The sequence below is a fragment of the Secundilactobacillus sp. MJ173 genome (assembly GCF_059704265.1).
In genome coordinates this window covers 102,623-127,797 of sequence record NZ_BAAKGN010000060.1, presented here as the reverse complement: position 1 = coordinate 127,797, position 25,175 = coordinate 102,623, and the positions used below count along the sequence as shown (strand labels likewise).

The window sequence follows — 25,175 nt, the reverse complement described above, 5'->3', positions numbered from 1 at the left end:
CTAGAGGGCTTGATTGCAGGTAAGTAAATCTGCAGTCAGCCCTTTTCTTATTTTTCACTAAAAAAGAGGATTGTCACTCGCACAACTTAATTAATTTGTAATGATGTCACTAAAAATGTCGGTATAGAGATTAATTATGATAAAATGTACTTACGATTAATCAGAGAGGAGCGAGTTAATGCTTAAAGTATTCAACACACTTACACGACAAAAAGAAGTGTTTACCCCGATTACATCGGGAATCGTAAAAATGTACATCTGCGGACCAACTGTCTATAATTACATTCACATTGGTAATGCGCGTAGTGCCATTGCGTTTGATACCATTCGACGTTACTTTGAATATAAGGGTTATCACGTTAAATACGTTTCTAATTTTACGGACGTTGATGACAAGATGATCAAGGCTGCAAAAGAAGCCAATACGACTGTTCCTGCCATTGCTGACAAGTTTATTGCTGCTTTTATGGAAGACACCACTGCACTGAATATTGAACCAGCTACCAAACATCCTCGCGCAACCGAAAACATCAAGGACATTATTGAATTTGTTCAGGATTTGATTGCTAAGGGTTATGGGTATGAATCGGAAGGCGACGTGTATTATCGTGCCCGTAAATTTGCCCATTATGGTCAGTTATCCCACCAAAATATTGATGATTTAGAAGTTGGCGCCAGTCAACATACTGATCCTGAAGAGGTCAATCGGAAGGAAGATCCCGTTGACTTTGCACTGTGGAAGGCAGCTAAGCCGGGCGAAATCTCATGGGATTCACCATGGGGTAAAGGTCGGCCAGGCTGGCACATTGAATGTTCTGTGATGTCAACGAAGTACTTAGGCGATACCTTTGATATTCATGGTGGCGGTCAAGATTTGACTTTTCCGCACCATGAAAACGAGATTGCCCAGAGTGAAGCTAAAACCGGGCAAAAATTCGCCAACTACTGGTTACATAACGGTTTTGTGACGGTTGGCGATGAAAACGAAAAAATGAGTAAGTCACTTGGCAATTTTGTGACGGTTCATGACATCTTGAAGACCGTGAACCCGCAAGTTTTGCGTTTCTTTATGGCGACTACGCAATATCGTCGGCCAATTCAGTACACTCAGGGCAATTTGGATGATGCCGCTAACAATCTAAAACGACTGCAAACGGCTTTCAATAACCTTAATTACCGCCTCAAGGATGCTGAACCGGGCAACGACCCTAAGGTTGAACAGGAAATCCGTCAAATAGAAGCGGATTTTGTTGATCAGATGGATGATGATTTTAACGTCCAAAATGGGATAGCTCAGGTATACGAACTCGCTAAGCTGGGTAACGTTTATGCGGAACGTCCAGTTGTCTTTAAAGACAGTCTGGCTTTCATTTTGAAGACGTTAACCGAATTAGTGAATATTTTCGGGATTGAATTTAAGCAAGAAACACTTAATGATGACGGTGTTGAGGCACTGATCAATGAGCGGCTAGATGCCCGGAAGAACCGTAACTTTGAGCGCAGTGACGAGATTCGTGAACAGTTGAAAGCACAGGGGATCATCCTTGAAGATACACCACAAGGGACCCGCTGGCACCGAGACGATGGGAAAGGAAACGCATGAGCGAACAAACGCAACAGGATTATCAGCAATTGAATGGGGTTGTGCTGGCCTACATGGGTGATGCTGCCTATGAGGTCTTTATCAGACGTCATTTAATCGAACAGGGGTTAACTAAGCCCAATAAGTTACAACATACCGCGACGATGTACGTTTCTGCTAAGGCACAAGCGGGGTTGATCACGTTAATGGAAGAGGACGGTTTTTGGACCGAAGAAGAAGCGTATTATTTCAAACGCGGTCGCAACGCCAAAAGCTATACGCATGCTAAAAATACCAGTGTGATGACGTATCGTATTTCAACGGGGTTTGAAGCGATTTTTGGTTATTTAGCTTTAAGTGATCAAAAAGATCGTTTAGCTGAAATGGCGCAATGGTGCATTGAACAAGTCGAAGCAGGGAGATTACCAAATGAAAAATAATGAACAGACGCCAGAAGAACCTTCTGAATTTATTTTTGGTCGCCATCCAGCGATTAACGCTTTAAAAAGTGATCAGGAAATTAACAAGGTCTTCATTCAGGACGGTTTAAAGAACGAATTAATTGGTGAAATTATTAAGCTTGCCAAGAAACGTTCTTTGGTGATTCAAATGGTGCCAAAGTCGAAGCTGGAGCGATTAGCACCCCGTGAGAATCATCAGGGTGTCGTGCTGGCTGTTTCGGCTTTTAAGTACGCTACTATTGACGACTTGTTTGCGAAAGCTCAGGAGAAGGACGAGCAGCCATTTTTCCTGATCTTGGATAACATTAATGATCCGCATAATTTAGGTTCCATCATGCGGACGGCTGACGCAGTGGGCGCACATGGGATTATCATTCCTAAGCGTCGTTCGGTTGGACTTACAGGTGTGGTAGCCAAAACCTCTACGGGGGCAATTGAACATGTGCCAGTTGCACGTGTGACTAACTTAGTGAACACGGTAAAGGAATTGAAGGATCGTGGCCTCTGGGTGTTTGGCACGGATATGAACGGAACTGATTACCGTCATTTTGACGCCAAAGGTCCAGTTGGCATTATCATTGGTAACGAAGGCAAGGGAATTTCACCGTTATTGAAAAAAACGGTGGATGAGATGCTGACGATTCCAATGGTGGGCCATGTGCAAAGTTTAAACGCTAGTGTAGCCGCCAGTCTGCTGATGTACCAGGCCTTTTCTTCCCGTCACCCACTGAATTAAACGAATTGGGTGAATGTATTGAAAAAAGATATTTTAATTGTTGATGCCTATAATATGATTGGCAATTGGCCGGATCTAAACCGGCTAAAGTTATCGGGACGTCTGGAAGAAGCCCGCGACAACTTGTTGTCAATTCTTTCGGAATACCATAAATACCAGCGCATCGAAATGATTGTAGTCTTTGATGCCATGTACGTTCCGGGAGTGTCCAAGAAGTATGATCATTACGGCTTGAAAGTCGTCTGGACGGGTCAGGATCAAACTGCTGATGAATATATTGAGATGTTAACCAAGGAAAAACAGACTCGTTTCACGCAGGTCACCGTTGCGACCAGTGATCAGGCTGAGCAGTGGACCGTTTTTTCTGCTGGGGCATTGCGTATTCCAGCAGGCGAGCTTCTAACTAATATTAATCGAACCCGCAAAGAAGTTCATACGCAGGCGGTGAAGTTTGCCGATAAGGGTCAAGTTCGGCATTCACCGTGGAGTGACGGTCAGTTATCAAAGTTAGAAAAACTGCGTGACCATTTGGGCGATGAAGATCATCCGAATATTTAGTAAGTACATGAGAATTAAAAAACAACTGATTTTTATTTTGGACTAGCTTCATGAACGGTGATGTAATCACGCTTCCAGTCGAAAAATAAGAATCGGTTGTTTTTATTATGTACAATTCGGCTTTTTGTTTGGTATGCACCCGCTATGCTTCTTGTTATATTTATTTTCAATGGTGAAGGAACTCAAATATGGAGGAAGCAAATGCGCGTTGAAAATGAAGCAGATTGGGTACTAGTTGAAGAGGCTCGTGATGGTAACGAATGTGCCTTGCAGGAATTGATAAACCGCTATAAACCACTCATTTTAAGCATTCAAAACCGGTTTTATTTACGGGAATTAGAACTGGCAGATTGGTTTCAAGAATCGGTGATCGTAATCTGGGAAGTGATTAATCGTTTTGATGTCACCCGGACACACGCATTTGGTTCCTACCTGAAGGCTGCTTTACTTAACCGGCGACGTGATTATGCGCGACGGATTAATGCCAAGAAGCGCAAAGCCACTGGTCCAGTTTCATCCATCGACGCTAATCCGACCTTTTTTGCGGAAACATTGGCGGATGAGCATTTGTTTTCATCTGAAAATCGAGTTATTTTTCAACAGCAATTGGCCGAAACGATAAAAAAAGATATGTCCAAAATGGAAAGGTCCGTTCTTATTGGCTTGATATCAGGTCAGACTGAGGAAGCAATCTGTGAACAGTTAGGAATTGACCATATTCAGTTTCATAACGCTAACGAGCGAATTAAACGAAAAATTAAGCGGCGCAAGCAAGCCGAATAGGAAACCAACATTGCTTGACACGTACTTGATGAAGATGATACTATGAAACTTGCTATAAGGAGGTGTTAGACGTGGCTCAAAAGAAGGTTGCGTTAGCATGTTCTGTCTGTGGATCCCGGAACTACACGGTCCCGGCTAGTCCTAATCGTAAGGTTCGGCTTGAAGTAAAAAAATACTGTAAGTATTGTGGTAAGCATACGTTACATCGGGAGACCCGGTAACGCGTAAATACCCGGTGTAAGGAGGAGCTCATGCGCTTTTTTAGATTTTTAGTTGCTGTTAAAGACGAAATGAAGCAGGTTTCTTGGCCTGATGCCAAACAGACGCGAAAGGATACAAGCAGCGTGATCTTTGTTGCTTTATCCATGGCGATCTTTTTAGGAATTGTCGACTATCTGGTTCAAATGGGATTAAAGTTCTTGGCTTAATGCCACTAGACGGTAATCTATGCTATAATAGGTTTTGTTGAAAACTTCGCGCGGTCGGAGTTTTTTTATTTTGATAAGAATAATTGACTGTATTAGTCCCTTTAGGAAAGGATGGAACAAAATGGTTGAATCAGCTGAAAAGCAATGGTATGTCCTTCATACCTATTCTGGCTATGAAAACAAAGTAAAGATGAACTTGGAGTCACGTGCTCAATCAATGGGAATGCAAGACTACATTTTCCGGGTAGTTGTCCCAGAAGAAGAGGAACGTGAAGTTAAAAACGGTAAAGAGAAGATCAAGATGGATAAAACCTTCCCAGGTTACGTCTTGGTTGAAATGGTGATGACGGATGAGGCTTGGTACATTGTTCGTAACACACCAGGGGTTACCGGATTTATTGGTTCTCATGGTCAAGGCTCAAAGCCAACACCATTACTTCCTGATGAAGTTGAACTGATCCTGAAACGATTAGGGATGAGCAGCCGTCATGAAGATCTTGATGTGGACGTTGATGATACGGTCAAAATCGTTGATGGTGCCTTTACAGGAATGGAAGGCAAGATTACCGAAATTGATCATGAAAAAGGTAAGCTTAAGGTTAATATTAATATGTTCGGTCGTGAAACCAGTGCCGAACTTAATTTTGATCAAGTTGATCCAGTTGCCTAAATAATCTAAAGAATTACTTGGCAAGTCGTTATAATTGTGGTAATTTATATGAGTATGTTCTGCATACACGTGTGGGAGGAGAAATCTGCTCTCCATTTACCACAACACGGACTCAAGGAGGTATGTCTCGTGGCTAAAAAAGTAGCTAACATTGTTAAATTGCAAATTCCTGCGGGTAAAGCAACACCAGCTCCACCAGTTGGTCCAGCATTGGGCCAAGCCGGAATTAACATCATGGGCTTTACGAAGGATTTTAATGCTCGTACTGCCGATCAAGCTGGGATGATTATTCCAGTTGTTATTACGGTTTACGAAGATCGTTCATTCGATTTCGTAACTAAGACTCCGCCAGCAGCCGTTCTTTTAAAGAAGGCCGCCGGTGTTGAACACGGCTCAGGCGAACCTAACACGAAAAAGGTTGCTAAGGTAACCAAGGATCAAGTTAAGCAAATCGCTGAGACCAAAATGCAAGACCTAAACGCTGCTGACGTAGAAGCAGCTATGCGCATGGTTGAAGGTACTGCTCGTAGCATGGGCTTCACTGTAGAAGGTTAATCCCAGCTACTAACACTACGGATACTTTGTTAAAGCAAATGTATCAAGTGGGAGGCCAAGCCGTTATAACCACATTTGCAAGGAGGAATTCACAAGATGGCTCATAAAAGAGGTAAAAAGTATCAAGACGCTGTCAAGCAAGTAGAAGCTGAAAAGAACTACGCACTTGATGAAGCTGTTGATTTGGTTAAGAAGATTGATTTTGCTAAGTTTGATGCAACGATTGAAATTGCATTTAAGCTTAACGTAGATACTAAGCAGGCTGACCAACAGCTCCGTGGGGCAGTTGTTCTGCCAAACGGTACTGGTAAAGATCAGACTGTTGTTGTATTTGCTAAGGGTGACAAGGCTAAGGAAGCTCAAGCCGCTGGCGCTGACTTTGTTGGTGAAGACGACTTAGTTGCTAAGATTCAAGATGGCTGGTTGGACTTTGATGTTGCAATCGCAACACCTGACATGATGGCCCAAGTTGGTCGTTTAGGTCGTGTCCTTGGACCTAAGGGCTTAATGCCTAACCCTAAGACTGGTACTGTTACTATGGACGTAACGAAAGCCGTTAACGATTCTAAAGCTGGTAAGGTTACTTACCGGACCGATCGTGATGGTAACGTTGCTGTTCCTGTTGGTAAAGTATCATTCGATGCTGACAAGTTAGTTGAAAACTTGAAGACAATCGCCAACGTGGTTGTTTCAGCTCGTCCTGCAGCTGTTAAAGGGACTTACGTACAACACGTATCAATCTCATCAACCTTTGGCCCAAGTGTCAATGTTGATGTGGCATCCCTTTAATTAAATAGAAAATCCCGTATTGACTTTTACTTTAGCATTCTGTATGCTTAGTAAGTTGATATTTGTTCTGCCCAAGACTCAGGTGGCGAAAGCCTTAATTTACCTGCCGAGGAAGATGTGAATTTAATTTTACATTTCTCTCTATGCCTGGCGGACATAGGGATTTTTTATTCCTAAAAGAATTCAGGAGGTGAAACTAATGAGTAAGGAAAATGTTGCAATCAAAGCTAAGGCAGTTGAAGAAGCAACTGAACGTTTTAAAAACGCTCAGGCTGCTATCGTAGTTGACTACCGTGGTTTAACGGTTGCTGAAGTCACTGACTTACGTAAGCAATTACGTGAAGCTGGTGTTTCAATGAGTGTTATCAAGAACAAGATTTTGACTCGTGCTGCTGAAAAAGCTGGTTATGAAGACTTAAACGATACGTTTGTTGGTCCAACTGCCGTTGCCTTTTCTGACGAAGATGCAATCGCACCTGCTAAGATCTTGAAGAAGTTTGCTGATAGCCATGATGCCCTGAGCCTTAAGGGTGGTATGGTTGAAGGCAAGGTTGCTACTCTTGATGAAATCAACGAATATGCTACAATGCCAAGTCGTGAAGACTTGTTGTCAATGCTTGCTAGTGCATTGTCTGATCCTATGCGTAAAATTGCGCGTGCGGTTAAGGCTATCGCTGACAAGGGTGAAGGCGAAGCTGCCTAACCCAGTAACTCAACTCACTATTTCAATATAAAATGGAGGAAACAAAAATGGCTTTTGATAAAGATGCTATCATCGCTTCATTAAAGGAAGCGTCAATCTCAGATTTAAACGACCTTGTTAAGGCAATCGAAGAAGAATTCGATGTTTCAGCTGCTGCTCCTGTTGCTGTAGCTGCTGGTGGTGCCGATGCCGGTGCTGCTAAGGATTCATACGATGTTGAATTAACTGAATCAGGTGACCAAAAGGTTAAGGCTATCAAGGCTGTCCGTGAGATCACTGGTCTTGGTTTGAAGGATGCTAAGGGTCTTGTTGACAACGTACCTTCAGTTATCAAAGAAGGCGTTTCAGAAGACGAAGCTAACGATCTTAAAGCTAAGCTTGAAGAAGTTGGTGGCGTGGTTACCCTTAAGTAATTTAAGGCTGCCCGTTAAAAAAACACTGTGCAATTTTGCACAGTGTTTTTTTGTATCTTCTAGGCAAGTTAGCAAACCTTCAAATTTGGCTGGTAATCGCTGTTGTGTCAGATATAATCATTTCCCCAGAAGTAACGTTAAGTTCGCTAAGCAAGTAGTTTTAGGGGTAGTAGTGCTTAATTGATATAAGTGTTTAAAAAACTAGGGGTTGTACCATAAGCCGATATTGGCAAGTATTTTAATCAAATATTAGCCATAAATAGTGATCATTGTCTGTTGGTTCTATACGGCGATATGGTCTAATTACGCGCTAAAAATCAGATTTCGGCCATTTAACACAAAATAATGCCTACTCCACAAAAAAATTGCGGAATAGGCATTATTCACGTTAAATTCTGGTATCTACCAAGTTATATCACAGCTTACATTGTTTTAAAGATAAAATTTTAGAAGTTAAATATCGTAATCGCCATCCTGCATTGCTTCCACGTTCCCTAAGAGGTAACCATTACCAACTTGTGAAAAGAAATCGTGGTTAGCAGTGGTGGTTGAAATACCATTCATAACGATTGGATTTACATCATCTGCGGTATCTGGGAATAGTGGGTCTTGACCAAGATTCATCAGTGCTTTGTTGGCGTTATAGCGGATAAAAGTTAAAACTTGATCGGTCCAGCCGACTTGATCATAGACTAAATGGGTGTATTTTTCTTCATTCTCGTACAGTTCGTATAAGAAATTGAACATCCAATCTTTGATTTCTTGCTGTTCATTCTCGCCTAATTGATTGTAACCAATTTGGAATTTGTAACCAATATAAGTGCCATGCACAGATTCGTCACGGAGAATGAGTTTGATAATTTCTGCTACGTTAGCTAGTTGATTATGGCCAAGATAGTAAAGCGGGGTGAAGAAGCCAGAATAGAAGAGGAAAGTTTCCAAAAAAACGTTAGCAATCTTCTTCTTTAGTGGATGGCCATCATCATGATACAAGTCACGAATACGGATAGCTTTATTTTGTAAAAATTCTTCGGTATCACTCCAGTCAAAAATCTCGTCGATTTCGTCTGGTGTATTTAAGGTTGTGAAGATTGATGAATAGCTCTTTGCGTGGACGGATTCCATGAATTGGATATTGTTTAAAACAGCCATTTCATGTTGCGTCTGAGTGTCCTTTCTTAAGGAAGCCATCCCATCTTGTGACTGTAAGGTATCCAGGAGAGTCAGACCACCAAAGACGTGTCCGACGACCCATTTATGCTGATCATCTAGTCCGCGCCAATCATCCAAGTCATTTGAAAGTGGAATACGCGTGTCTAACCAGAACTGTTCCGTTAATTTTTCCCAGGTTGCTTTGTCGATTTGATTGTTCACTGCGTTCCAGTTTATAGCATGATATGATTCTGTCATTATTTTCTGCTCCTTTGGCATTCTATGTGCAACGATTATGAGGAATGAGGCTTTCTAAATCACACAGCTTTCACACTGGTTAGCGCCGATTTCACCTTCATCGTCGGTAAATGTCCGAACATAGTAGATCGATTTGAGACCTTTTTTGTGGGCGTAATTGCGTAAGATGCTGAGGTCACGAGTAGTCATCTTATTAGTTCGACCGTTTTTCCATTCGTATAATCCTTCTGGAATGGTTGAACGCATAAAGAGGGTCATACTCATACCTTGATCGACGTGCTGTTGAGCAGCAGCGTAGACGTCAATGACTTTCCGCATGTCAGTATCATACGCCGACTTGTAGTAAGGTAACGTTTCGTTAGACAGGTAAGGAGCAGGGTAGTAGATATTACCGATTTTCTTTTCTTGACGTTCCTCGATCCGGTTAATGATTGGGTGCAAGCTAGCAGTTGTATCGTTAATGTAAGAAATAGAGCCATTAGGGGCAACGGCTAAACGGTTTTGGTGATACAAACCATCTTTCATTACCGCTTGCTTAAGTGCTTCCCAATCAGCTGCTGTTGGGATAAAGATGTCCTTGAAAAGGGATTTAACTTTATCAGATTGTGGCGTAAATTCGCCCTTTTGACTAGTATATTTATCAAAATAGCTGCCATCTGCATAGGCACTCTTTTCAAAGTTGTAGAAAGTTGTGTGCCGTTCCTTGGCAATCTGGTTAGAGGCCATTAAAGTCCAGTAATTAAGTAACATGAAGTAGATATTAGTAAACTCTACCGTTTCGGGGTCACCATACATCATTTGGTTTTTAGCAAAGAAGCTATGAAGTCCCATGCCACCAAGACCAATAGTATGAGCGAGCTTATTACCGTTTTGGATAGAAGGGACAACGTCAATATCAGAATGATCAGTGATAAAAGTGAGCGCACGGACCATGGTTTCAACTGAATGACCGAAGTCAGGACTGGCCATTAAATTAACGATGTTGGTTGAACCTAAATTGCACGAAATATCACGTCCAAGTTGTTCGTAGGTCTGCGTATTATCAACCGTTGATGGGGTTTGAACTTGGAGAATCTCTGAACAGAGGTTGCTCATGACGATGCGGCCATCAATGGGGTTATCCCGGTTAGCAGTATCAATATTAATAATGTAAGGATAGCCGGATTCCTGCTGTAGCTTGCCAATTTCAGTTTCTAGTTCACGAGCAGGCAGTTTCTTTTTACGGATCGAATCGTTGGCGACCATCTTGTCGTATTCTTTGGTAATATCAACGTAACTGAAAGGTACACCGTATTCGCGTTCAACGTCATAAGGGCTAAAGAGGTACATGTCTTGGTTATCACGGCAAAGCTCGTAAAACTTGTCTGGGACTGTAATACCTAACGAAAGTGTTTTAAGACGAATTTTTTCATCGGCATTTTCTTTTTTAGCCGATAGGAATGCGACAATGTCAGGATGAAAAACGCTGAGATAAACAACACCGGCACCTTGTCGTTGACCCAACTGGTTAGAGTATGAAAAACTGTCTTCCAGCAACTTCATGACAGGAACCACACCACTGGCAGCACCTTCAATGTTTTTGATGGGGTCGCCAGCGCCACGTAAGTTAGATAAATTAATCCCAACGCCGCCCCCAATTCGGGATAATTGTAACGCTGAGTTGATGGTACGGCCGATGGTGTTCATATCGTCGGTAGTTTGAATTAAGAAACAGGAGACTAATTCGCCACGCTGTTTACGACCTGCGTTTAAAAAACTGGGCGTAGCGGGTTGATAACGCTGGTGAATCATTTCATCAGCTAAATCCATAGCTAACCGTTCATCCCCATCAGCGAAATACAACGCATTCAGAGCCACTCGATCAATGTAGTTTTCCAAATAATAGTCGTTATCGTTGGTTCGCAGTGCGTACTGAGCGTAAAATTTATAAGCGGCCATGAATGATTTGAAGTGAAAATTCTGAGATTTTAAATAGTCGTACAATGATTGAATAAAATCAAAGTTGTACTTATGATAGAAATCAGATTCAATGTAATCATTGTCCAGCAAGAAATCAAAACGGTCTTGCAAGGAAGCAAATTTTTTGGTGTTTGGTTCAACGTTCTGTGTTAAAAACGCCTGTAGCGCTTCTTGATCTTTGTTCAATGGAATCTGACCGTTTACCGGGATATTAATCTCATTGTTAAGGTCATAATACGTGACGTCTTTAAGCTCTTTTAAACTCATTTTTTAAACTCACTCTTTTCTCTTAGGGCTAAATTAAGTAAAATAAAAGATGGCGTTTTCTGGTATCCAGAATACGCCACCCTAACACTCGCGTACATTAAATGGCCAGCTTTTGTAATTGATCTGGTCGAAAGCCGCTAAATTTAGTATCAGCAGTTTCAATGACGGGCAGAGATTGAAAACCTTGATTTTTGAGGTAATCAACGTACTGCGGATCTTCGTTAATGTTATGTTCAATAAAATCAACGTGATGTTCAGTTAAAAACCGCTTTGTCATTTTGCATTGCATACAATTATTCCGTGAATAAACCGTTACTTTTGCCATATGAACCACACTCCTATGTAATCTCGATAAATAGAGTTTACACCGTTCAGGTAAAATTTCAACCATCAGGGCCTATATTTTGTATACGTTTGAAAGACCAAACACTAAATATGGTATAAGGACGGCAATTGCAGTTACTTTTAGTCAGTGAAAAATATTTTTGGGGATTAGAGATTGTCGTTGAAGAAAGGTAGACATGCATGATAGAAAATGATGAGCATTACATGCAAGAAGCACTATTAGAGGCTCATAAGTCAGCTTTAATTGGTGAAGTTCCCATCGGAGCAGTGATCGTGCATAATGGTGAAATTATTGGCAGAGGCCATAATTTGAGGGAACACAGTCAGTTGGCAGCTGACCATGCAGAAGTTATGGCTATCAATGAAGCTAACCAAAAGCTGCATAGTTGGCGGTTAGTTGACTGTACCATGTACGTTACGCTAGAACCATGTATCATGTGTAGCGGTGCGATTATTAATTCACGGATTGATCGGGTTGTTTTTGGTGCTCGTGATCCGAAAGCTGGCGCTGTAGTGACCTTATATAGTCTGTTGAATGATCCCAGATTAAACCACCAAGTTGAAGTAAAAGAGGGTGTTTTAGCGGTACAGGCAGGTGAGGCATTGAAAGCTTTCTTTAAAGCTGCTCGGAAGCGGAACAAACTCAGAAAACGGCAGCAAACCGACAAACTGTGATCATAACCAGATTTTGGGTAGCATTCACATTTTAAATATGTTAAAGTAGAAGTTGCCGCAAGGCCTTGGGGCAAGGGTGACCTTACGAATCGTGTCAGGTCCGGAAGGAAGCAGCACTAAGTATGAGTGACTTTGTGCTCCAAGTTGATATGATTTTAACGAGGGCGGGACAAAACGTTGAGTTTTGTTACCGTCCTCTTCTTATACAATTTTTAACGATTGGTATGTATAGTATTTGGTGAATAAACACTATATAATGTTTATCAGTGAGTCTTAAGAGATAACCCAAAAGAATCGAGGAAACTAGTCATGAGTTACCAAGCCTTGTACCGGGTGTGGCGGCCACAGCGTTTTGATGAAGTGATCGGGCAGAAACTGATCACCCAAACTTTGAAAAACGCCGTTAAAACTAAACAAATTAGTCATGCCTATCTGTTTGCTGGACCACGGGGAACGGGAAAAACCTCGATGGCTAAAATCTTCGCTAAGGCAGTCAACTGTCAGCATCAAGAAGATGGTGAGCCTTGTAATCAATGTGAAACTTGTAAAGCAATTACTAAGGGCACACTAAATGACGTGATTGAGATCGATGCCGCTTCCAATAATGGTGTGGAAGAGATCAGAGACATCCGTGATAAAGTGAAGTATGCACCCACCGAGGCCGACTATAAAGTCTATATCATTGATGAAGTTCATATGCTTTCGACGGGAGCTTTCAACGCATTATTGAAAACCTTGGAAGAACCACCGGCTAACGTGATTTTTATTCTTGCCACCACCGAACCGCATAAGATTCCCGCCACCATTATTTCGCGGACACAGCGATTTGATTTTAAACAAATCCAAGCTAAGGACAGTCTTTCACGAATGGCTCATATTCTGAAAGAAAAACAGCTTTCTTATGATGAGGAAGCATTAAAAGTCATCGCAAAGGCTTCCGAAGGCGGGATGCGTGATGCGCTGAGTATTTTGGATCAGGTGATTTCATTCGGCGATGATAAGGTCACATTAGATAATGCACTGCTTGTCACGGGTGCGGTACGAAAGCAGCTATTGGTCACGTATCTGACCCAGGTGACACATCAGGAAACTCAAAAAGCGCTGATGACCATACAACAGATTTTAGATGATGGGAAAGATCCCGAACGATTTACGGAAGATTTGGTGAACTTGACCAGAGATCTGCTCCTTTATCAGCAATCTCCTGAATTGGTGACTCAGATTGAAATGGATCAGGTTGATTCGGATTTTAAACAGCTGGCGACAGAAATTAAACCGCAGCAGTTATATGAGATTATTGATGATTTGAATGACATCCAGCAGCAAATGCGGTTTACAACTCATGAAGATGTCTATTTGGAAGTACTAACGGTACGTCTGGCGGGTCACCAAGGTCAGGTTACTGAAACGGGTTCGTCTGTTCCAGTTAATAATGCGGTGATTGACCGATTAGAGGCGGAGTTAAGCAGCCTTAAAAAAACGGTGGCTGATTTACAAAAGGCACCCGCAGCTGCCGAAACTAGTCCGAAGCGTCCCGCTGCGATGAAGACTGTTAAACCAAAGCGTACTCAGGTTAATCTTAGTCTGGTTTATCCTATTTTAGGTGCGGCGACCCGACAAGATTTGTCAGCATTACAGGAAGTCTGGCCTGATTTGATGAATATTTTGTCGATACCGCAACGGTCGATCATGGGTGTTTCCAAGCCCGTAGCTGCTAGTCCTGATGGCGCAATCATTGCCTTTGATTATGCATTTCTTCAGCAGCGTGCCAATGCAGATCAGGAGTTAAATGATGCGTTGGAAAATGGGTTAGATCGGTTAACGCATAAGGTACCTAAGTTAGTGTTCGTTCCCACCGATCAGTGGCCGGAAATTCGTAAAACTTATTTGGAACAGCACCAAGTGAATAATCAAAGCGGACAGGCACCTGAAAAAGCAACTCAAGCTGACGATCAATCTGAAGATGAGTCATCCCAACCAAAAGCGGAACCCGTGGTTGATAAGGCGAAAGAACTTTTTGGCGATGATGTCATCGATGTTAAAGCAGATTAATAATTAATATTTAATACGAGGATGGTAAATAACAATGATGCGTGGAAATCGTAATATGGGCAACATGATGAAGCAAATGAAAAAGATGGAAAAACAGCTCGCTGAAGAACAAAAAGCGATGGAAGCCAAGACATACGTTGGTGTTTCTCCCGATGAAATGGTGAAGGCCACTTTTACTGGTAAACGTGAAATGACCGATTTATCAATCGATCCGAAAGCCATTGATCCGGATGATCCAGACATGCTCAGCGATTTAATTTTAGCTGCGGTTAACGCTGCACTGAAACAAATTGATGAAGACGGTAAGCAAACCTTAGGCAAGTATACAAACAACATGCCTGGAATGTAATTGAGTTAAAGGAGTGAGTGGCAGTAATGCAATATCCAGAACCAATTGCACAACTAATCGATAGTTATATGAAACTGCCAGGTATTGGGCAAAAAACGGCTACGCGATTGGCATTCTTTACCATTGATATGGACAATGATGATGTGACCCGCTTTGCTAAGTCATTAATTTCGGCTAAACGAGACCTTCATTTTTGTTCGATCTGCGGTAATATTACTGAAAACGATCCGTGTGATATTTGTCGTGATAAGTCTCGTGATCAGAGCCAGATCCTAGTCGTGGAACAGGCCAAAGATATCATGACCATGGAGAAGATGAAAGAATATCATGGCCTATATCACGTACTGAATGGGGTCTTGTCCCCAATTGAAGGTAAAGGTCCAGAAGATTTGAATATGTCCAGTCTGCTGAAACGTTTGCAGACCAACGAGAAAGTAAAAGAAGTGATCGTGGCGACTAACGCTACTCCAGAAGGTGAAGCAACGGCAATGTATCTCTCCCGACTGATCAAACCAGCCGGGATCAAAGTGACACGGCTTGCTCATGGACTTTCAGTTGGATCAGATATTGAGTATGCAGATGAAATGACGTTATACAAGGCAGTTGAGGGCCGAACCGAAATGTAAGGAAGTGACAACGTGTTTGGTGTGCGCAAGCAACACATTAGATATCAGTTTGATGAAAAATTATTAACAACGATTGAACGTGCTAAAGAAGAATGGGATCAGGCTAAGCAAACCGAAATTGCCATTGCGGATGTAGATGAAGAGATTACAGCGCAAACAGCGTTAGCTCGCCAGAAGTACCTCTTTTTGTATCGTGAAGCGCGGTTACGTAACGTGCGTGGAGATCATATTCAAGCGTCCGTTTTTGATCATTAAATCAGTTGTCCCATTCCGATGATTTCGTCGGGATGGGATTTGTTAGTTTTTACTCGCTAAAATTTAGGGATTTCGACCATCATTTATTCTTAGAATAAATACGAGATGTTGGATTGACGCTGAAAAACTTGAATTCACTAAATCAGTGTCATGGTCTTTTCAGGGGATTTAAGAAACCGTTCAAGGCCTTGCCAAGCGCTTGATTCCGTAGTCCTAATCAAGTACAATTGCAAGTGTCGTACATCATAAAGGGTGGTTTCAATGTTAATTGACCACCATTATTAATTGTAAGCGAGGTAACCAATTTGGCAGGATTATTTATTTCATTTGAAGGACCTGATGGCGCTGGTAAAACGACCGTCTTAAGCGCGATTGCAGAACAGCTTGATATCGCAAACAGGACCGACATTCTGGTTACTCGCGAACCAGGTGGTAACCAAATTTCGGAAGCTATTCGTAAAATTATATTAGATCCTCAGAATACGCAAATGGATGTGCGTACTGAAGCATTACTATACGCGGCTTCACGGCGTCAGCTTATTCAGGAAACAATTCGTCCTGCATTGACAGCAGGTAAGGTGGTTTTATGCGACCGGTTTGTTGATAGTTCAGTAGCTTATCAGGGCGCAGGTCGACAAATTGGTGAAGAAGCCGTTTATCAGATGAATCAGTTTGCAACTGAAGGCTTAACGCCTGATCTAACTATTTATGTTGATGTTCCCTCTGAAGTTGGATTGGCACGGATCAAAGCACATCGGCAGAATGTTGACCGATTGGATGCTGAAGCACTGAGTTTTCATAAACGTGTCCGCTCAGCTTATCTTAGATTAGCAAAGCGATTTCCAGAACGAATCATAACGATAGACGCCACACAACCGTTAACTGACGTGATCAGTCAAGCTATGACGCTGATTACGGCTAGAATGCAGCAACAATAAATCGGCAGAAAGAAGGATCGAGTATGAAATTAGTGATTGCAATTGTGCAGGATAAAGACGCTAACCGTTTGCGCAGTGAATTTGTTAAAGCGGACATTGGCGTCACACGATTATCAACAACTGGTGGTTTCTTAAAGTCGGGTAACACAACGTATATGATTGGTATCGAAGATAAGCGTGTTCAAGAAGTACTCGATTTGATCCATGAAACTTCCCGAACCCGGCAGCAGTTCATGACGCCGCCCGTTAATATTGACGCGCAAATGGAAAGTACCTCTGGTTACCCGGTCGAAGTTCAGGTGGGTGGCGCAACCGTCTTCGTCTTACCAATTGAACAATTTCATCAATTTTAACTTAACGGAGGAGTAGGCTTTGGCAGAACAAACTTTAATTGAACAAGCTGAAAGCAAGCAGCCGCAGTTAATGCAGCATTTTATTCACCTTGTGTTAACTAACCGACTTAGCCATGCCTACTTATTCTCTGGCTTGCCGGGTTGTGGTAAACGGGCAGTGGCACAAGTTGTTGCTATGCGGTTATTTTGTCAAAAACCAAATGCGGATGGCATGCCATGTGGTCAGTGCCCGGAATGTGGGCGAATCTTAGCTGGTGATAATCCCGATGTTGTCACGGTGGAACCCGATGGCCAGCGCATTAAAGTTGATCAGGTCCGTTATATTAAGGATGAATTTGCTAAGAGTCCCGTTGAAGGCTCAACTAAGGTATTCATTATTGAAGGAGCCGAAACCCTAACGACTAATGCAGCAAATGGGCTATTAAAATTTATTGAAGAGCCCGTTGCTAATCGGGTCATTTTTTTATTGACAACCAATAAAAGCATGATGCTAGCAACTATTTTATCCCGAACTCAAGTCGTCGAGTTTCCGGCATTATCGTCTAAGGCGTTTGCTGAAAGTTTGCGTCAGCACCACATTTCAGAGAATCAGATTCCCTTATTAAGTGGGCTGACCAACAGCATGGATACGGCTGACGAATTGGTTGTCGACGATTGGTTAGCTAAATGTCAACATGAACTTAGTCGTTGGTTTAATCAACTTTCAAAACATGACGACATGGCGTTTGTCACGGTTCAGACTGGTTTGATGCCGTTAGCTCATGACCGTGATCATCAAGCTGTGATTTTAGACGCCATTGTGTTACTTTGGCAAAATATGTTGCAAGCTAAATACCTGTCAGATGACGCACAATCAGTATTTCCAGAATTGCAGACAACCATGTTGGAAATGGCACGATCGTTAACTCGGGAACAACTACTTCAGATTTTAACGGCTGTGCTGGATACCAAAAAGGCGCTTGCAGGAAATATGAATATTCAGAGTATCTTAGAAACTTTGACGTTGCGGATTTTAGCTGATATGAAACAACATGTTTAGCGGTTGCGGATGTTCTCACAGTGGAACATTCATTACATATTGAATAAGTAAAGAGGTGCAATCTTGGCAAAGCGGGATGTTTACGAAGAGTTGAAAGACTTACAGGCCGATATGGTAAAAATGATCTCGAAATTTGAACAGGTTCAAGACGAAGTAACTCAAACATTAGAACAGAATGCTGAGTTGGAAATTGAAAACCAGCATCTACGCGAAGTTTTGCGTTCTGATCGCAATGAAGGCATTAGTGGCAATAATACTGAGCCACCGCTGTCAAAGTCGCGTAAAAATTTAGAAAAACTGTATGAAGAAGGGTTTCACGTCTGCAACTTTGAGTATGGAAAACGACGAGAAAATGATGAGCCCTGTGCTTTTTGTTTAGATGTTATCTATGGTGAACGGTAATTAGGAGGATCAGCGTGCAATCGCAATTAAGCTTTTCAAAACAGAATCAAACGGGCACACTTTATTTAGTACCGACCCCAATTGGTAATTTAGGCGATATGACTTTCCGTAGTGTAGAAGTGTTAAAACAGGTCGATTTGATTGCAGCAGAAGACACCAGAAACACTCAAAAGTTGCTGAATCACTTTGAGATTGAAACGCCGCAAATTAGTTTTCATGAACATAATACGCAAGAGCGTATCCCACAGTTGGTTGCGAAGTTGCAAGCGGGAGAAAGCCTTGCGCAAGTTAGTGATGCTGGAATGCCATCAATTAGTGATCCTGGCCATGAACTAGTTGTTGCTTGTATTGAAGCTGATATCCCAGTAGTACCGTTACCTGGTGCTAATGCAGGACTTACAGCACTGATTGCCTCGGGGCTTGATCCGCAACCATTTTATTTCTACGGCTTTTTAGACCGCAAACCTAAACTGCAGGTTGCGGAATTAGAGAAGCTCAAGGATCGTTTTGAGAGTCAGATCTTTTATGAAGCACCTCATCGACTAGCGAAAACACTTCAACATTTAGTTGACGTTTATGGCGGTGATCGGCAGGCTTCCCTTTGTCGTGAATTGACTAAAAAACACGAACAATTTTTGCGAGGCTCATTGACCGAACTATTAGAGTGGGCCAAGCAGTCAGACCAAGTGCGCGGAGAATTTGTTGTAATCGTTAGCGGTAATGCAAAGGGTGATCAAGATAATGAAGAGCCCGATTATAGCGGACTAAGTATTGAAGATCACGTTGACCACCTTATTGAGACTGGACTGAGGACGAACGATGCTATCAAGCAGGTAGCTCATTTACGTCAACTAAAGAAGCAGGAAGTTTATCAGATTTATCATCATCTTAATCAGAATTAAATAGAATTAGAGGAAAACCGAATGGGCGCGAAAATTTTTTCAGAAAAGCATCAAATCACTTTCTACGAAACAGATGTTACGAATACGGTGACACCAGCCATGCTAGTAAACATGATTATTTTGGCTTCAGAAGACCAAACCGATTCGTTGGGGGTCGGTGCAAAGGTAGTTGCTGACCTCGGTATTGGTTGGGTGGTTACTCAATATAAGATGGACATTACCCGGCTACCCAAACAGGGAGAGACCATTGAAGTGTCAACGCAAGCTACGTGTTACAACCGTTATTTTGCGTTCCGAGAATTTTGGGTTCATGACAGCGAAGGTCGCGAATGTGTTCACGTTGAGAGCATTTGGGTCACGATGAACCATGAGACGCGTAAGATTGTGACGATTCCGAATAGCATTATTGCACCATCTAATTCTGAACAAGTTAAAATGATTCCCCGTTTGTCTCGACCAAAAAAGCTGACCGAGAAGGATCAATTAATGACGAAACAATATCGAGTACGCTACTTTGATATTGATGGCAATGGTCACGTTAACAACTCCCGTTATTTTGATTGGTTGTTAGATGCCTTGCCGATGAGTTTTCTCACGCGTCATAATTTGACCAGTATCAATATTCGTTTTGAAAATGAAGTTCAGTATCATCATATCGTTACCAGTGAAGCAACTTTAATGACGGATGTTCCTGATTCAATTGTGACTAAACATCGAATTACCATGGAAAATGGTGACGTGGCTACTGAAGCAGAGTGTCACTGGGAACCGATCATTAATCGTTCAGATCAAGCTTAGTTGGCAGATAATTGGGCTTAGGTGTATGATGATGGCTGAAGAATCAGGAAAAAGAGGTATGAAAACGATATGAAAGTATTGGCGTTAGATACGTCTAATCAAACACTCAGTGTCGCGGTGATGTCAGATGATCAAGTTTTAGCAACAACGACAGTGACCACGACTAAAAAACATGGTGCACATTTGCTACCTATTATCCAGAATTTGATGCAGACGGCGAAGTTAAAGCCAGCTGAGCTGAACCGAGTCATTGTCGCAGATGGTCCTGGTTCGTACACAGGATTGAGAATCGGCGTCACAACAGCCAAAACATTAGCTGATACATTAAAAATTGAACTCGTTGGCGTTTCCAGTTTAGCGACTATTGCGGCAAATATCGTTAATGAGGCACAGTTAGTAGCGGTTTTATTTGATGGTCGTAACGATAACGTTTTCGGTGGTGTTTATCGAATTCAAAACGGGATACCAGTATCCGTCATTGAAGATCAGCATATTCCGTTTGAAAAATTATTACCCAAGCTTAAGTCGCTAGCTGAACCGATTGTTGTGTTAGGTGACCTTGATGCGTTTACGGAGCGTTTAAAAACGGCTCTTGAAGCAAACTACATCCATTATCCGCTAGAGCTGAGTCTTCCAAGCGCAGTGCAGTTAGGCCGACTCGGTCAACGGCAAGTACCTGTGAGTGACATCAATGGGTTTGTGCCACGATATCTGCGTTTGACCAAAGCGGAAGCTGATTGGCAGAAACAACACCCAGAAGAGGATAGTAGCGATTATGTTGAAAAAGTTTAAAGATTGGTATCAGCAACTGTTTCAAATCCGAGATACCAAATATCAGGATGTTTTGGACATCAAAAATCATCAAGTTCAGATCCAAAATGTTGCTTATTTTTTAGCTAAGGCACAATTTACTGATATCCCCGAAATGCTTGGCATTGAGCGAGCAGTTTATGGGGGGAAAACACCATGGGATTCCGCAGCTTTTGCCAGTGAACTGCGTCATGATACGGATCGTTTATACCTTGTTTTGCGGCGCCACGATCGCCTATTGGCCTTCATTGGCTGTACGTTTAATGATGTTAAAAGTGATGCACATATTACCAACATCGCCGTGGTACCAGACTATCAAAATCGGGGTCTTGGCCATTTCCTAATTGCGGTGATGATTAAAAAGGCACGTCAGCTGGAACTCAAACAAGTTTCTCTGGAAGTTCGGCTAAGCAACGTACGCGCGCAGGCCTTATATCAGGATTTAGGTTTTGAAAAAGCTGGCATTAAAAGGGGCTACTACTTCGGTGATCACGAGGATGCGGTAGACATGGTGATTACTATCGGAGATTCAGAAAATGCATAATCTTAGGATCCAAATCGTAACCGAAGCTGACTTATTGCCCTTAGTTGAAGCCTGTGCCCGTATTGCAACACGGGCTTACACCAACGGTACGGGTTGGACGCTAAAAGATTTTCAGTCTGACATGGAGGCCGCTCATCGTGTGTATACGGTGATCTATAATGGTGACCAGCTGGTAGGTTACGTTGGGGCGGTTAAAGTACTGGATCAAGTTGATATTACCGGTGTGGCAGTGGATCCGACATACCAGCGAAATGGCTGGGCATTTAAAATGATGAGTCGTCTCGTTACGTCATTGGAAGCTAATACGCAGGTATTTTTGGAAGTCAGAGAATCTAATGTGGCTGCCAGACAGCTCTATCAGCGAATCGGGTTTAGCGCCATTAATGTCCGTAAAGCGTACTATACTCATCCGGATGAAGACGCAATTTTAATGAAACTTAGCGTATAAAGAGAGTCACAAAGGGAGCGAATTGAACGTGGAACGTAATTTAATCTTGGCCTTTGAGTCAAGTTGTGATGAAACCAGTGTGGCAGTGATTGAGAATGGTGAAAAAATCCTTTCTAATATTGTTGCTACTCAAATCAAAAGTCACCAGCGGTTTGGTGGTGTGGTACCCGAAGTTGCTAGCCGACATCATATTGAGCAAATTACGGATTGCATTGATTTAGCGATGTCAGAAGCTTCAGTGACTTATGATGATTTGTCAGCGGTAGCTGTGACGTACGGACCAGGGTTAGTGGGTGCCTTGTTAATAGGGGTTACCGCGGCCAAAACAGTGGCTTACGCCCATGATTTACCGTTAATTCCTGTCAATCATATGGCTGGTCATATTTATGCTGCCCGTTATGTAAAGCCAATCGAATTTCCTGCATTGGCGCTGTTAGTATCAGGTGGTCATACTGAATTAGTTTATATGGCTGGACCAGGACAGTTTGAAATTATCGGTGAAACACGCGATGATGCAGCTGGTGAAGCTTATGATAAAATCGGTCGGGTACTGGGAATTAACTATCCGGCAGGTAAGGAAGTGGACCGTCTTGCTCATTTAGGTCAGGATACGTTTAACTTTCCGCGGGCGATGGATGATTCTGAATCATTTGATTTCAGTTTTAGTGGATTGAAGAGTGCTTTCATAAATACAGTTCACCATTCAGATCAAATTGGCGAAACACTAAAGCGGGAAGATTTAGCGGCTAGCTTCCAGCAAGCGGTAGTGGATGTTTTAGCTGATAAAACTGTTAGGGCGCTTGATGCCTATTCTGTAAAACAACTGATTTTGGCCGGCGGTGTTGCTGCTAATCAGGGGTTGCGTGAGCGATTAGATTCAGAACTGCAAGCCTTTGAAAACGTTGATTTCATTAAAGCACCACTTAAACTTTGTGGGGATAACGCAGCGATGATTGGTGCGGCGGGATATGTTAGTTATCAACTGAAACAGTTCGGCGACATGACTTTAAATGCTGATCCTAGTCTTGAGTTCGATTGGATGGCATCATAGAGAAGCTGTATACAGGCAAATAAAGTACTAAAAAACAGATTTCCGAAAAATGGAAATCTGTTTTTGTGTTTTATACGATCAGTCGGATAAATCTTCTAGTGTTAAAGAAGCTTCCTCCCAATTATTTTCGGTTGATTCTATTTGCTTAGTTATTTCTTCGAGCTGTTTTTGCAATTCTGCCATTTTCGCTTGGTCGGAAAAGATTTCTGGCTGAGTCATGGTAGTTTCTATCTGGCCCTTTTTCTCGGTGAAGTCGTTAAGTTGCTGCTCTAATGTCTCGACTTGGCGCGCTAATTTTCGTTCTTGTTTTTGTCGTTCCTTTGATTGCTGATAATTTTGCTTTTTTTGACTAACAGGTTTAACGGCAAGACTGGGATCTTTTTCCAGCGCTTCTTCTTGTTTCTTTTCTGCAACAGCGGCCTGTTCTTGCTTCTTTTCGATGAAGTAATCGTAATCCCCAAGGAATAGTTCAGAGCCCTTAGCTGATAGTTCAACTACCGAAGTTGCTACTTGGTTAATAAAGTAACGGTCATGAGAAACAAACAGGATCGTACCATCAAAATCGTTCAGTGTGTTTTCAAGCACTTGTCGGCTATCGATATCCAAATGGTTAGTAGGTTCGTCCAAAATCAGGAAATTATCGTGCTTCATCGCAAGTTTTGTTAACAGTAGCCGTGCCTTTTCACCGCCACTGAGACTGTGAACCATCTTATCCACATCTTCTCCAGTAAATAGGAAGCTGCCGAGAATCGTGCGAATATCTTTTTCAGGTGTCGTAGGATGGTCGTCCCAAAGTTCGGCTAAAACCGTTTTATTACCGTGTAATGATTTTTGTTCTTGGTCATAGTAACCAGTATCGACACCAGTGCCAAAGGTTACTTTGCCAGCGAGTGCAGGAATTTTTCCCAGAATGGTTTTTAAGAGGGTTGATTTACCGACGCCGTTGGGACCCACGATGGCAATAGCTTGGTGCTTTTTGATGTCGATATTAACTGGTTGGGCTAATACTTTGCTAGGCTCGTAACCCACTGCCAGATCTTTTACAGTCAAAATGATGTTGCCACTTTGACGACGGGGAGTGAACGCAAAGTGAGCGACTTTATCATCAGCTTCAGGCCGCTGTATACGGTCGATTTTCTGAAGTTGTTTACGTCTAGCTTGCGCCCGTTTGGTTGTTGAGGCTCTCACGATATTGCGGTTAACAAAATCTTCTAGCTGAGATATTTTATGTTGCTGTTTATCATATTCTTTCCATTGGCGTTGCAATTGGGCTGCCTTTTGCGTGACGTAGGCTGAATAGTTGCCATGAAAGTGTAAGACTGTTCCCATAGACATTTCGTAGACTTCAGTCACCAGTCGATCCAAAAAATAACGGTCATGAGAAACAATCAGTAGGGCACCCTTATAAGATTGAATATAGCCTTCAAGCCAAGTTAAGGTTTCAACGTCCAAATGGTTAGTAGGTTCATCCAAAACTAATAAATCACGTTTTTCGAGCAGTAGCTTAGCTAACGCTAACTGGGTTTTTTGTCCGCCAGACAATTCGTTGATCGAGCGTCCATAATCCTCTTCGCCAAATTCGAAACCGTGTAGAACACCACGAATTTCTGCACGGTAGCCGTAACCATTGTTATTTTTGAAGGAAGTTTGCCGTTGATCGTAAGTTTTTGAAAGTTGTTCAAATTGTTCTTTATTATTAATCACTTCTGGGTCGCTCATCCGTTCTTCCAAACGGTGCAGTTCATCTTCTTGATCCTGAAGTTCTTGGAAGACACTGGCCATTTCTTCCCAAATTGATTTATCAGAATCGAGTCCGGTATCTTGAGCTAAATACCCAATGGTCATGCCTTTTTTGTAAATAATTTGCCCCTCGTCCGGAGCGTCAATACCCGTAATCATGCGGACCAGAGTCGATTTACCAGCACCGTTTCGACCCACGAGAGCCACCCGACCGTGTTCAGGGACATCTAGGTTGACATTATCAAAAAGAGTATCCGCGCCGAACCGGCGTGTTACTTGTTGGACCTGTAATAACATGTCGTATCAGCTGCCTTTCTATTGTGAAACTATTCTACCATTAATTAGTGAGATACTGATAGGTTTGGTAAAATGTTCATGGATTTTTTATTGAAAATTATTTCACAAATCGCCCCAATATGCTACAATTAACTAGAATGATGTTTTCACAAACTTATTTATTTTAGAAATTCGCAATTATTTTGATGATAAAAGATTCGTTTTCTAAGGTATTTTTAATTAGGTAAATTCACAAGG

The 25,175-nt window shown here is 42.2% G+C and carries 31 protein-coding genes, 1 other RNA gene and 1 other annotated feature; of the genes, 28 read left to right on the top strand and 4 right to left on the bottom strand.

Going from position 1 to position 25,175, the window contains the following annotated elements; translation table 11 throughout:
* The first annotated feature begins 178 nt into the window (after nt 1-178).
* From cysS to rplL, 12 genes are all read left to right on the top strand, one after another.
* A complete protein-coding gene (gene cysS, locus AC6H04_RS09680; protein WP_497571464.1) occupies nt 179-1,603 on the top strand; it encodes a cysteine--tRNA ligase in 1,425 nt (474 codons plus the stop codon).
* The gene (locus tag AC6H04_RS09675) at nt 1,600-2,022 is read left to right on the top strand and encodes a Mini-ribonuclease 3 (RefSeq protein ID WP_497571463.1); all 423 of its coding nucleotides are present in this window, start codon (nt 1,600-1,602) and stop codon (nt 2,020-2,022) included. Before cysS ends, AC6H04_RS09675 begins: the two co-directional genes overlap by 4 nt.
* Nucleotides 2,012-2,779 carry a 23S rRNA (guanosine(2251)-2'-O)-methyltransferase RlmB gene (gene rlmB, locus AC6H04_RS09670; RefSeq protein WP_497571462.1) on the top strand — a complete coding sequence of 256 codons (768 nt, stop codon included), beginning with the start codon at nt 2,012-2,014 and terminating at the stop codon, nt 2,777-2,779. The genes AC6H04_RS09675 and rlmB overlap by 11 nt, the downstream gene beginning before the upstream one ends.
* 18 nt (nt 2,780-2,797) lie before the next feature.
* Nucleotides 2,798-3,337, top strand: a complete 540-nt coding sequence (locus AC6H04_RS09665; RefSeq protein WP_497571461.1) for an NYN domain-containing protein — start codon at nt 2,798-2,800, stop codon at nt 3,335-3,337.
* Between the two features lie 201 nt (nt 3,338-3,538).
* Nucleotides 3,539-4,120, top strand: coding sequence for an RNA polymerase sigma factor (locus AC6H04_RS09660; protein WP_497571460.1), 582 nt, complete (start codon nt 3,539-3,541; stop codon nt 4,118-4,120).
* A 71-nt stretch (nt 4,121-4,191) separates the two neighbouring features.
* Nucleotides 4,192-4,341, top strand: coding sequence for a 50S ribosomal protein L33 (rpmG, locus tag AC6H04_RS09655; RefSeq protein WP_089088234.1), 150 nt, complete (start codon nt 4,192-4,194; stop codon nt 4,339-4,341).
* 30 nt (nt 4,342-4,371) lie between these two features.
* A complete protein-coding gene (gene secE / locus AC6H04_RS09650) occupies nt 4,372-4,548 on the top strand; it encodes a preprotein translocase subunit SecE (protein WP_098825496.1) in 177 nt (58 codons plus the stop codon).
* A gap of 121 nt (nt 4,549-4,669) precedes the next feature.
* Nucleotides 4,670-5,218, top strand: a complete 549-nt coding sequence (gene nusG / locus AC6H04_RS09645; protein WP_497571459.1) for a transcription termination/antitermination protein NusG — start codon at nt 4,670-4,672, stop codon at nt 5,216-5,218.
* A gap of 129 nt (nt 5,219-5,347) precedes the next feature.
* Nucleotides 5,348-5,773, top strand: coding sequence for a 50S ribosomal protein L11 (gene rplK / locus AC6H04_RS09640; protein WP_089136453.1), 426 nt, complete (start codon nt 5,348-5,350; stop codon nt 5,771-5,773).
* A gap of 96 nt (nt 5,774-5,869) precedes the next feature.
* Nucleotides 5,870-6,562, top strand: coding sequence for a 50S ribosomal protein L1 (gene rplA, locus AC6H04_RS09635; RefSeq protein WP_497571458.1), 693 nt, complete (start codon nt 5,870-5,872; stop codon nt 6,560-6,562).
* 52 nt (nt 6,563-6,614) lie between these two features.
* Nucleotides 6,615-6,740: a sequence feature (ribosomal protein L10 leader region), on the top strand.
* Between the two features lie 21 nt (nt 6,741-6,761).
* Nucleotides 6,762-7,265 (top strand): 50S ribosomal protein L10, encoded by a 504-nt coding sequence (rplJ, locus tag AC6H04_RS09630; RefSeq protein ID WP_497571457.1) that lies wholly within the window; start codon nt 6,762-6,764, stop codon nt 7,263-7,265.
* Nucleotides 7,266-7,312: 47 nt separating this feature from the next.
* On the top strand, nt 7,313-7,678 hold the full coding sequence (gene rplL / locus AC6H04_RS09625) for a 50S ribosomal protein L7/L12 (RefSeq protein ID WP_168925144.1): 366 nt from the start codon (nt 7,313-7,315) through the stop codon (nt 7,676-7,678).
* Nucleotides 7,679-8,131: 453 nt separating this feature from the next.
* Here the strand turns inward: rplL and nrdF are convergent, their stop codons facing one another.
* The 3 genes from nrdF to nrdH all read right to left on the bottom strand — a co-directional run bounded on the left by nrdF (nt 8,132) and on the right by nrdH (nt 11,639).
* Nucleotides 8,132-9,088 (bottom strand): class 1b ribonucleoside-diphosphate reductase subunit beta, encoded by a 957-nt coding sequence (gene nrdF, locus AC6H04_RS09620; protein ID WP_497571456.1) that lies wholly within the window; start codon nt 9,086-9,088, stop codon nt 8,132-8,134.
* 54 nt (nt 9,089-9,142) lie between these two features.
* Nucleotides 9,143-11,314, bottom strand: coding sequence for a class 1b ribonucleoside-diphosphate reductase subunit alpha (gene nrdE / locus AC6H04_RS09615; protein ID WP_497571455.1), 2,172 nt, complete (start codon nt 11,312-11,314; stop codon nt 9,143-9,145).
* 97 nt (nt 11,315-11,411) lie between these two features.
* Nucleotides 11,412-11,639, bottom strand: a complete 228-nt coding sequence (gene nrdH / locus AC6H04_RS09610; RefSeq protein ID WP_497571454.1) for a glutaredoxin-like protein NrdH — start codon at nt 11,637-11,639, stop codon at nt 11,412-11,414.
* Between the two features lie 200 nt (nt 11,640-11,839).
* Between nrdH and tadA the strand changes: the two genes are divergently transcribed.
* From tadA to tsaD, 16 genes are all read left to right on the top strand, one after another.
* Nucleotides 11,840-12,334, top strand: coding sequence for a tRNA adenosine(34) deaminase TadA (gene tadA / locus AC6H04_RS09605; RefSeq protein WP_497571453.1), 495 nt, complete (start codon nt 11,840-11,842; stop codon nt 12,332-12,334).
* 62 nt (nt 12,335-12,396) lie between these two features.
* Nucleotides 12,397-12,483: signal recognition particle sRNA small type (gene ffs / locus AC6H04_RS09600), an RNA gene on the top strand.
* 160 nt (nt 12,484-12,643) lie between these two features.
* Nucleotides 12,644-14,386 (top strand): DNA polymerase III subunit gamma/tau, encoded by a 1,743-nt coding sequence (gene dnaX / locus AC6H04_RS09595; RefSeq protein ID WP_497571452.1) that lies wholly within the window; start codon nt 12,644-12,646, stop codon nt 14,384-14,386.
* Between the two features lie 34 nt (nt 14,387-14,420).
* A complete protein-coding gene (locus AC6H04_RS09590; RefSeq protein WP_497571451.1) occupies nt 14,421-14,735 on the top strand; it encodes a YbaB/EbfC family nucleoid-associated protein in 315 nt (104 codons plus the stop codon).
* Nucleotides 14,736-14,761: 26 nt separating this feature from the next.
* Entirely contained in the window at nt 14,762-15,361 is a 600-nt protein-coding gene (recR, locus tag AC6H04_RS09585) for a recombination mediator RecR (protein WP_497571450.1), read from the top strand.
* A gap of 12 nt (nt 15,362-15,373) precedes the next feature.
* On the top strand, nt 15,374-15,616 hold the full coding sequence (locus tag AC6H04_RS09580) for a YaaL family protein (protein ID WP_497571449.1): 243 nt from the start codon (nt 15,374-15,376) through the stop codon (nt 15,614-15,616).
* Between the two features lie 305 nt (nt 15,617-15,921).
* Nucleotides 15,922-16,554: a dTMP kinase gene (tmk, locus tag AC6H04_RS09575; protein ID WP_497571448.1), complete on the top strand. Its 633-nt coding sequence runs from the start codon at nt 15,922-15,924 to the stop codon at nt 16,552-16,554.
* A 23-nt stretch (nt 16,555-16,577) separates the two neighbouring features.
* A complete protein-coding gene (gene darA, locus AC6H04_RS09570; RefSeq protein ID WP_098825519.1) occupies nt 16,578-16,907 on the top strand; it encodes a cyclic di-AMP receptor DarA in 330 nt (109 codons plus the stop codon).
* A 19-nt stretch (nt 16,908-16,926) separates the two neighbouring features.
* Nucleotides 16,927-17,946 carry a DNA polymerase III subunit delta' gene (gene holB, locus AC6H04_RS09565; protein ID WP_497571447.1) on the top strand — a complete coding sequence of 340 codons (1,020 nt, stop codon included), beginning with the start codon at nt 16,927-16,929 and terminating at the stop codon, nt 17,944-17,946.
* A 63-nt stretch (nt 17,947-18,009) separates the two neighbouring features.
* Nucleotides 18,010-18,348, top strand: a complete 339-nt coding sequence (locus tag AC6H04_RS09560) for a DNA replication initiation control protein YabA (protein ID WP_497571446.1) — start codon at nt 18,010-18,012, stop codon at nt 18,346-18,348.
* Between the two features lie 14 nt (nt 18,349-18,362).
* Nucleotides 18,363-19,250, top strand: a complete 888-nt coding sequence (gene rsmI, locus AC6H04_RS09555) for a 16S rRNA (cytidine(1402)-2'-O)-methyltransferase (protein WP_497571445.1) — start codon at nt 18,363-18,365, stop codon at nt 19,248-19,250.
* A gap of 21 nt (nt 19,251-19,271) precedes the next feature.
* On the top strand, nt 19,272-20,048 hold the full coding sequence (locus tag AC6H04_RS09550; protein ID WP_497571444.1) for an acyl-[acyl-carrier-protein] thioesterase: 777 nt from the start codon (nt 19,272-19,274) through the stop codon (nt 20,046-20,048).
* A gap of 69 nt (nt 20,049-20,117) precedes the next feature.
* Entirely contained in the window at nt 20,118-20,840 is a 723-nt protein-coding gene (tsaB, locus tag AC6H04_RS09545; RefSeq protein WP_497571443.1) for a tRNA (adenosine(37)-N6)-threonylcarbamoyltransferase complex dimerization subunit type 1 TsaB, read from the top strand.
* Nucleotides 20,824-21,402 (top strand): ribosomal protein S18-alanine N-acetyltransferase, encoded by a 579-nt coding sequence (gene rimI / locus AC6H04_RS09540; protein ID WP_497571442.1) that lies wholly within the window; start codon nt 20,824-20,826, stop codon nt 21,400-21,402. Before tsaB ends, rimI (AC6H04_RS09540) begins: the two co-directional genes overlap by 17 nt.
* Nucleotides 21,395-21,850, top strand: a complete 456-nt coding sequence (rimI, locus tag AC6H04_RS09535; protein ID WP_497571441.1) for a ribosomal protein S18-alanine N-acetyltransferase — start codon at nt 21,395-21,397, stop codon at nt 21,848-21,850. Before rimI (AC6H04_RS09540) ends, rimI (AC6H04_RS09535) begins: the two co-directional genes overlap by 8 nt.
* Before the next feature lie 22 nt (nt 21,851-21,872).
* The gene (tsaD, locus tag AC6H04_RS09530) at nt 21,873-22,901 is read left to right on the top strand and encodes a tRNA (adenosine(37)-N6)-threonylcarbamoyltransferase complex transferase subunit TsaD (protein WP_497571440.1); all 1,029 of its coding nucleotides are present in this window, start codon (nt 21,873-21,875) and stop codon (nt 22,899-22,901) included.
* Between the two features lie 78 nt (nt 22,902-22,979).
* On the opposite strand, the gene AC6H04_RS09525 is transcribed toward tsaD, so the two are convergent.
* On the bottom strand, nt 22,980-24,938 hold the full coding sequence (locus AC6H04_RS09525) for an ABC-F family ATP-binding cassette domain-containing protein (protein WP_497571439.1): 1,959 nt from the start codon (nt 24,936-24,938) through the stop codon (nt 22,980-22,982).
* Between the last annotated feature and the right edge of the window lie 237 nt (nt 24,939-25,175).

Bases quoted from the DNA above. Each gene is read 5' to 3' on its own strand.
- rimI (WP_497571441.1), top strand. From the start codon at position 21,395: ATGCATAATCTTAGGATCCAAATCGTAACCGAAGCTGACTTATTGCCC.
- dnaX (WP_497571452.1), top strand. From the start codon at position 12,644: ATGAGTTACCAAGCCTTGTACCGGGTGTGGCGGCCACAGCGTTTTGAT.
- rplA (WP_497571458.1), top strand. From the start codon at position 5,870: ATGGCTCATAAAAGAGGTAAAAAGTATCAAGACGCTGTCAAGCAAGTA.
- AC6H04_RS09660 (WP_497571460.1), top strand. From the start codon at position 3,539: ATGCGCGTTGAAAATGAAGCAGATTGGGTACTAGTTGAAGAGGCTCGT.
- AC6H04_RS09550 (WP_497571444.1), top strand. From the start codon at position 19,272: ATGGGCGCGAAAATTTTTTCAGAAAAGCATCAAATCACTTTCTACGAA.
- tadA (WP_497571453.1), top strand. From the start codon at position 11,840: ATGATAGAAAATGATGAGCATTACATGCAAGAAGCACTATTAGAGGCT.
- recR (WP_497571450.1), top strand. From the start codon at position 14,762: ATGCAATATCCAGAACCAATTGCACAACTAATCGATAGTTATATGAAA.
- AC6H04_RS09675 (WP_497571463.1), top strand. From the start codon at position 1,600: ATGAGCGAACAAACGCAACAGGATTATCAGCAATTGAATGGGGTTGTG.
- darA (WP_098825519.1), top strand. From the start codon at position 16,578: ATGAAATTAGTGATTGCAATTGTGCAGGATAAAGACGCTAACCGTTTG.
- rlmB (WP_497571462.1), top strand. From the start codon at position 2,012: ATGAAAAATAATGAACAGACGCCAGAAGAACCTTCTGAATTTATTTTT.
- secE (WP_098825496.1), top strand. From the start codon at position 4,372: ATGCGCTTTTTTAGATTTTTAGTTGCTGTTAAAGACGAAATGAAGCAG.
- nrdE (WP_497571455.1), bottom strand. From the start codon at position 11,314: ATGAGTTTAAAAGAGCTTAAAGACGTCACGTATTATGACCTTAACAAT.
- rimI (WP_497571442.1), top strand. From the start codon at position 20,824: ATGTTGAAAAAGTTTAAAGATTGGTATCAGCAACTGTTTCAAATCCGA.
- nusG (WP_497571459.1), top strand. From the start codon at position 4,670: ATGGTTGAATCAGCTGAAAAGCAATGGTATGTCCTTCATACCTATTCT.
- AC6H04_RS09590 (WP_497571451.1), top strand. From the start codon at position 14,421: ATGATGCGTGGAAATCGTAATATGGGCAACATGATGAAGCAAATGAAA.
- AC6H04_RS09525 (WP_497571439.1), bottom strand. From the start codon at position 24,938: ATGTTATTACAGGTCCAACAAGTAACACGCCGGTTCGGCGCGGATACT.
- rplJ (WP_497571457.1), top strand. From the start codon at position 6,762: ATGAGTAAGGAAAATGTTGCAATCAAAGCTAAGGCAGTTGAAGAAGCA.
- nrdF (WP_497571456.1), bottom strand. From the start codon at position 9,088: ATGACAGAATCATATCATGCTATAAACTGGAACGCAGTGAACAATCAA.
- cysS (WP_497571464.1), top strand. From the start codon at position 179: ATGCTTAAAGTATTCAACACACTTACACGACAAAAAGAAGTGTTTACC.
- tsaB (WP_497571443.1), top strand. From the start codon at position 20,118: ATGAAAGTATTGGCGTTAGATACGTCTAATCAAACACTCAGTGTCGCG.
- rplL (WP_168925144.1), top strand. From the start codon at position 7,313: ATGGCTTTTGATAAAGATGCTATCATCGCTTCATTAAAGGAAGCGTCA.
- nrdH (WP_497571454.1), bottom strand. From the start codon at position 11,639: ATGGCAAAAGTAACGGTTTATTCACGGAATAATTGTATGCAATGCAAA.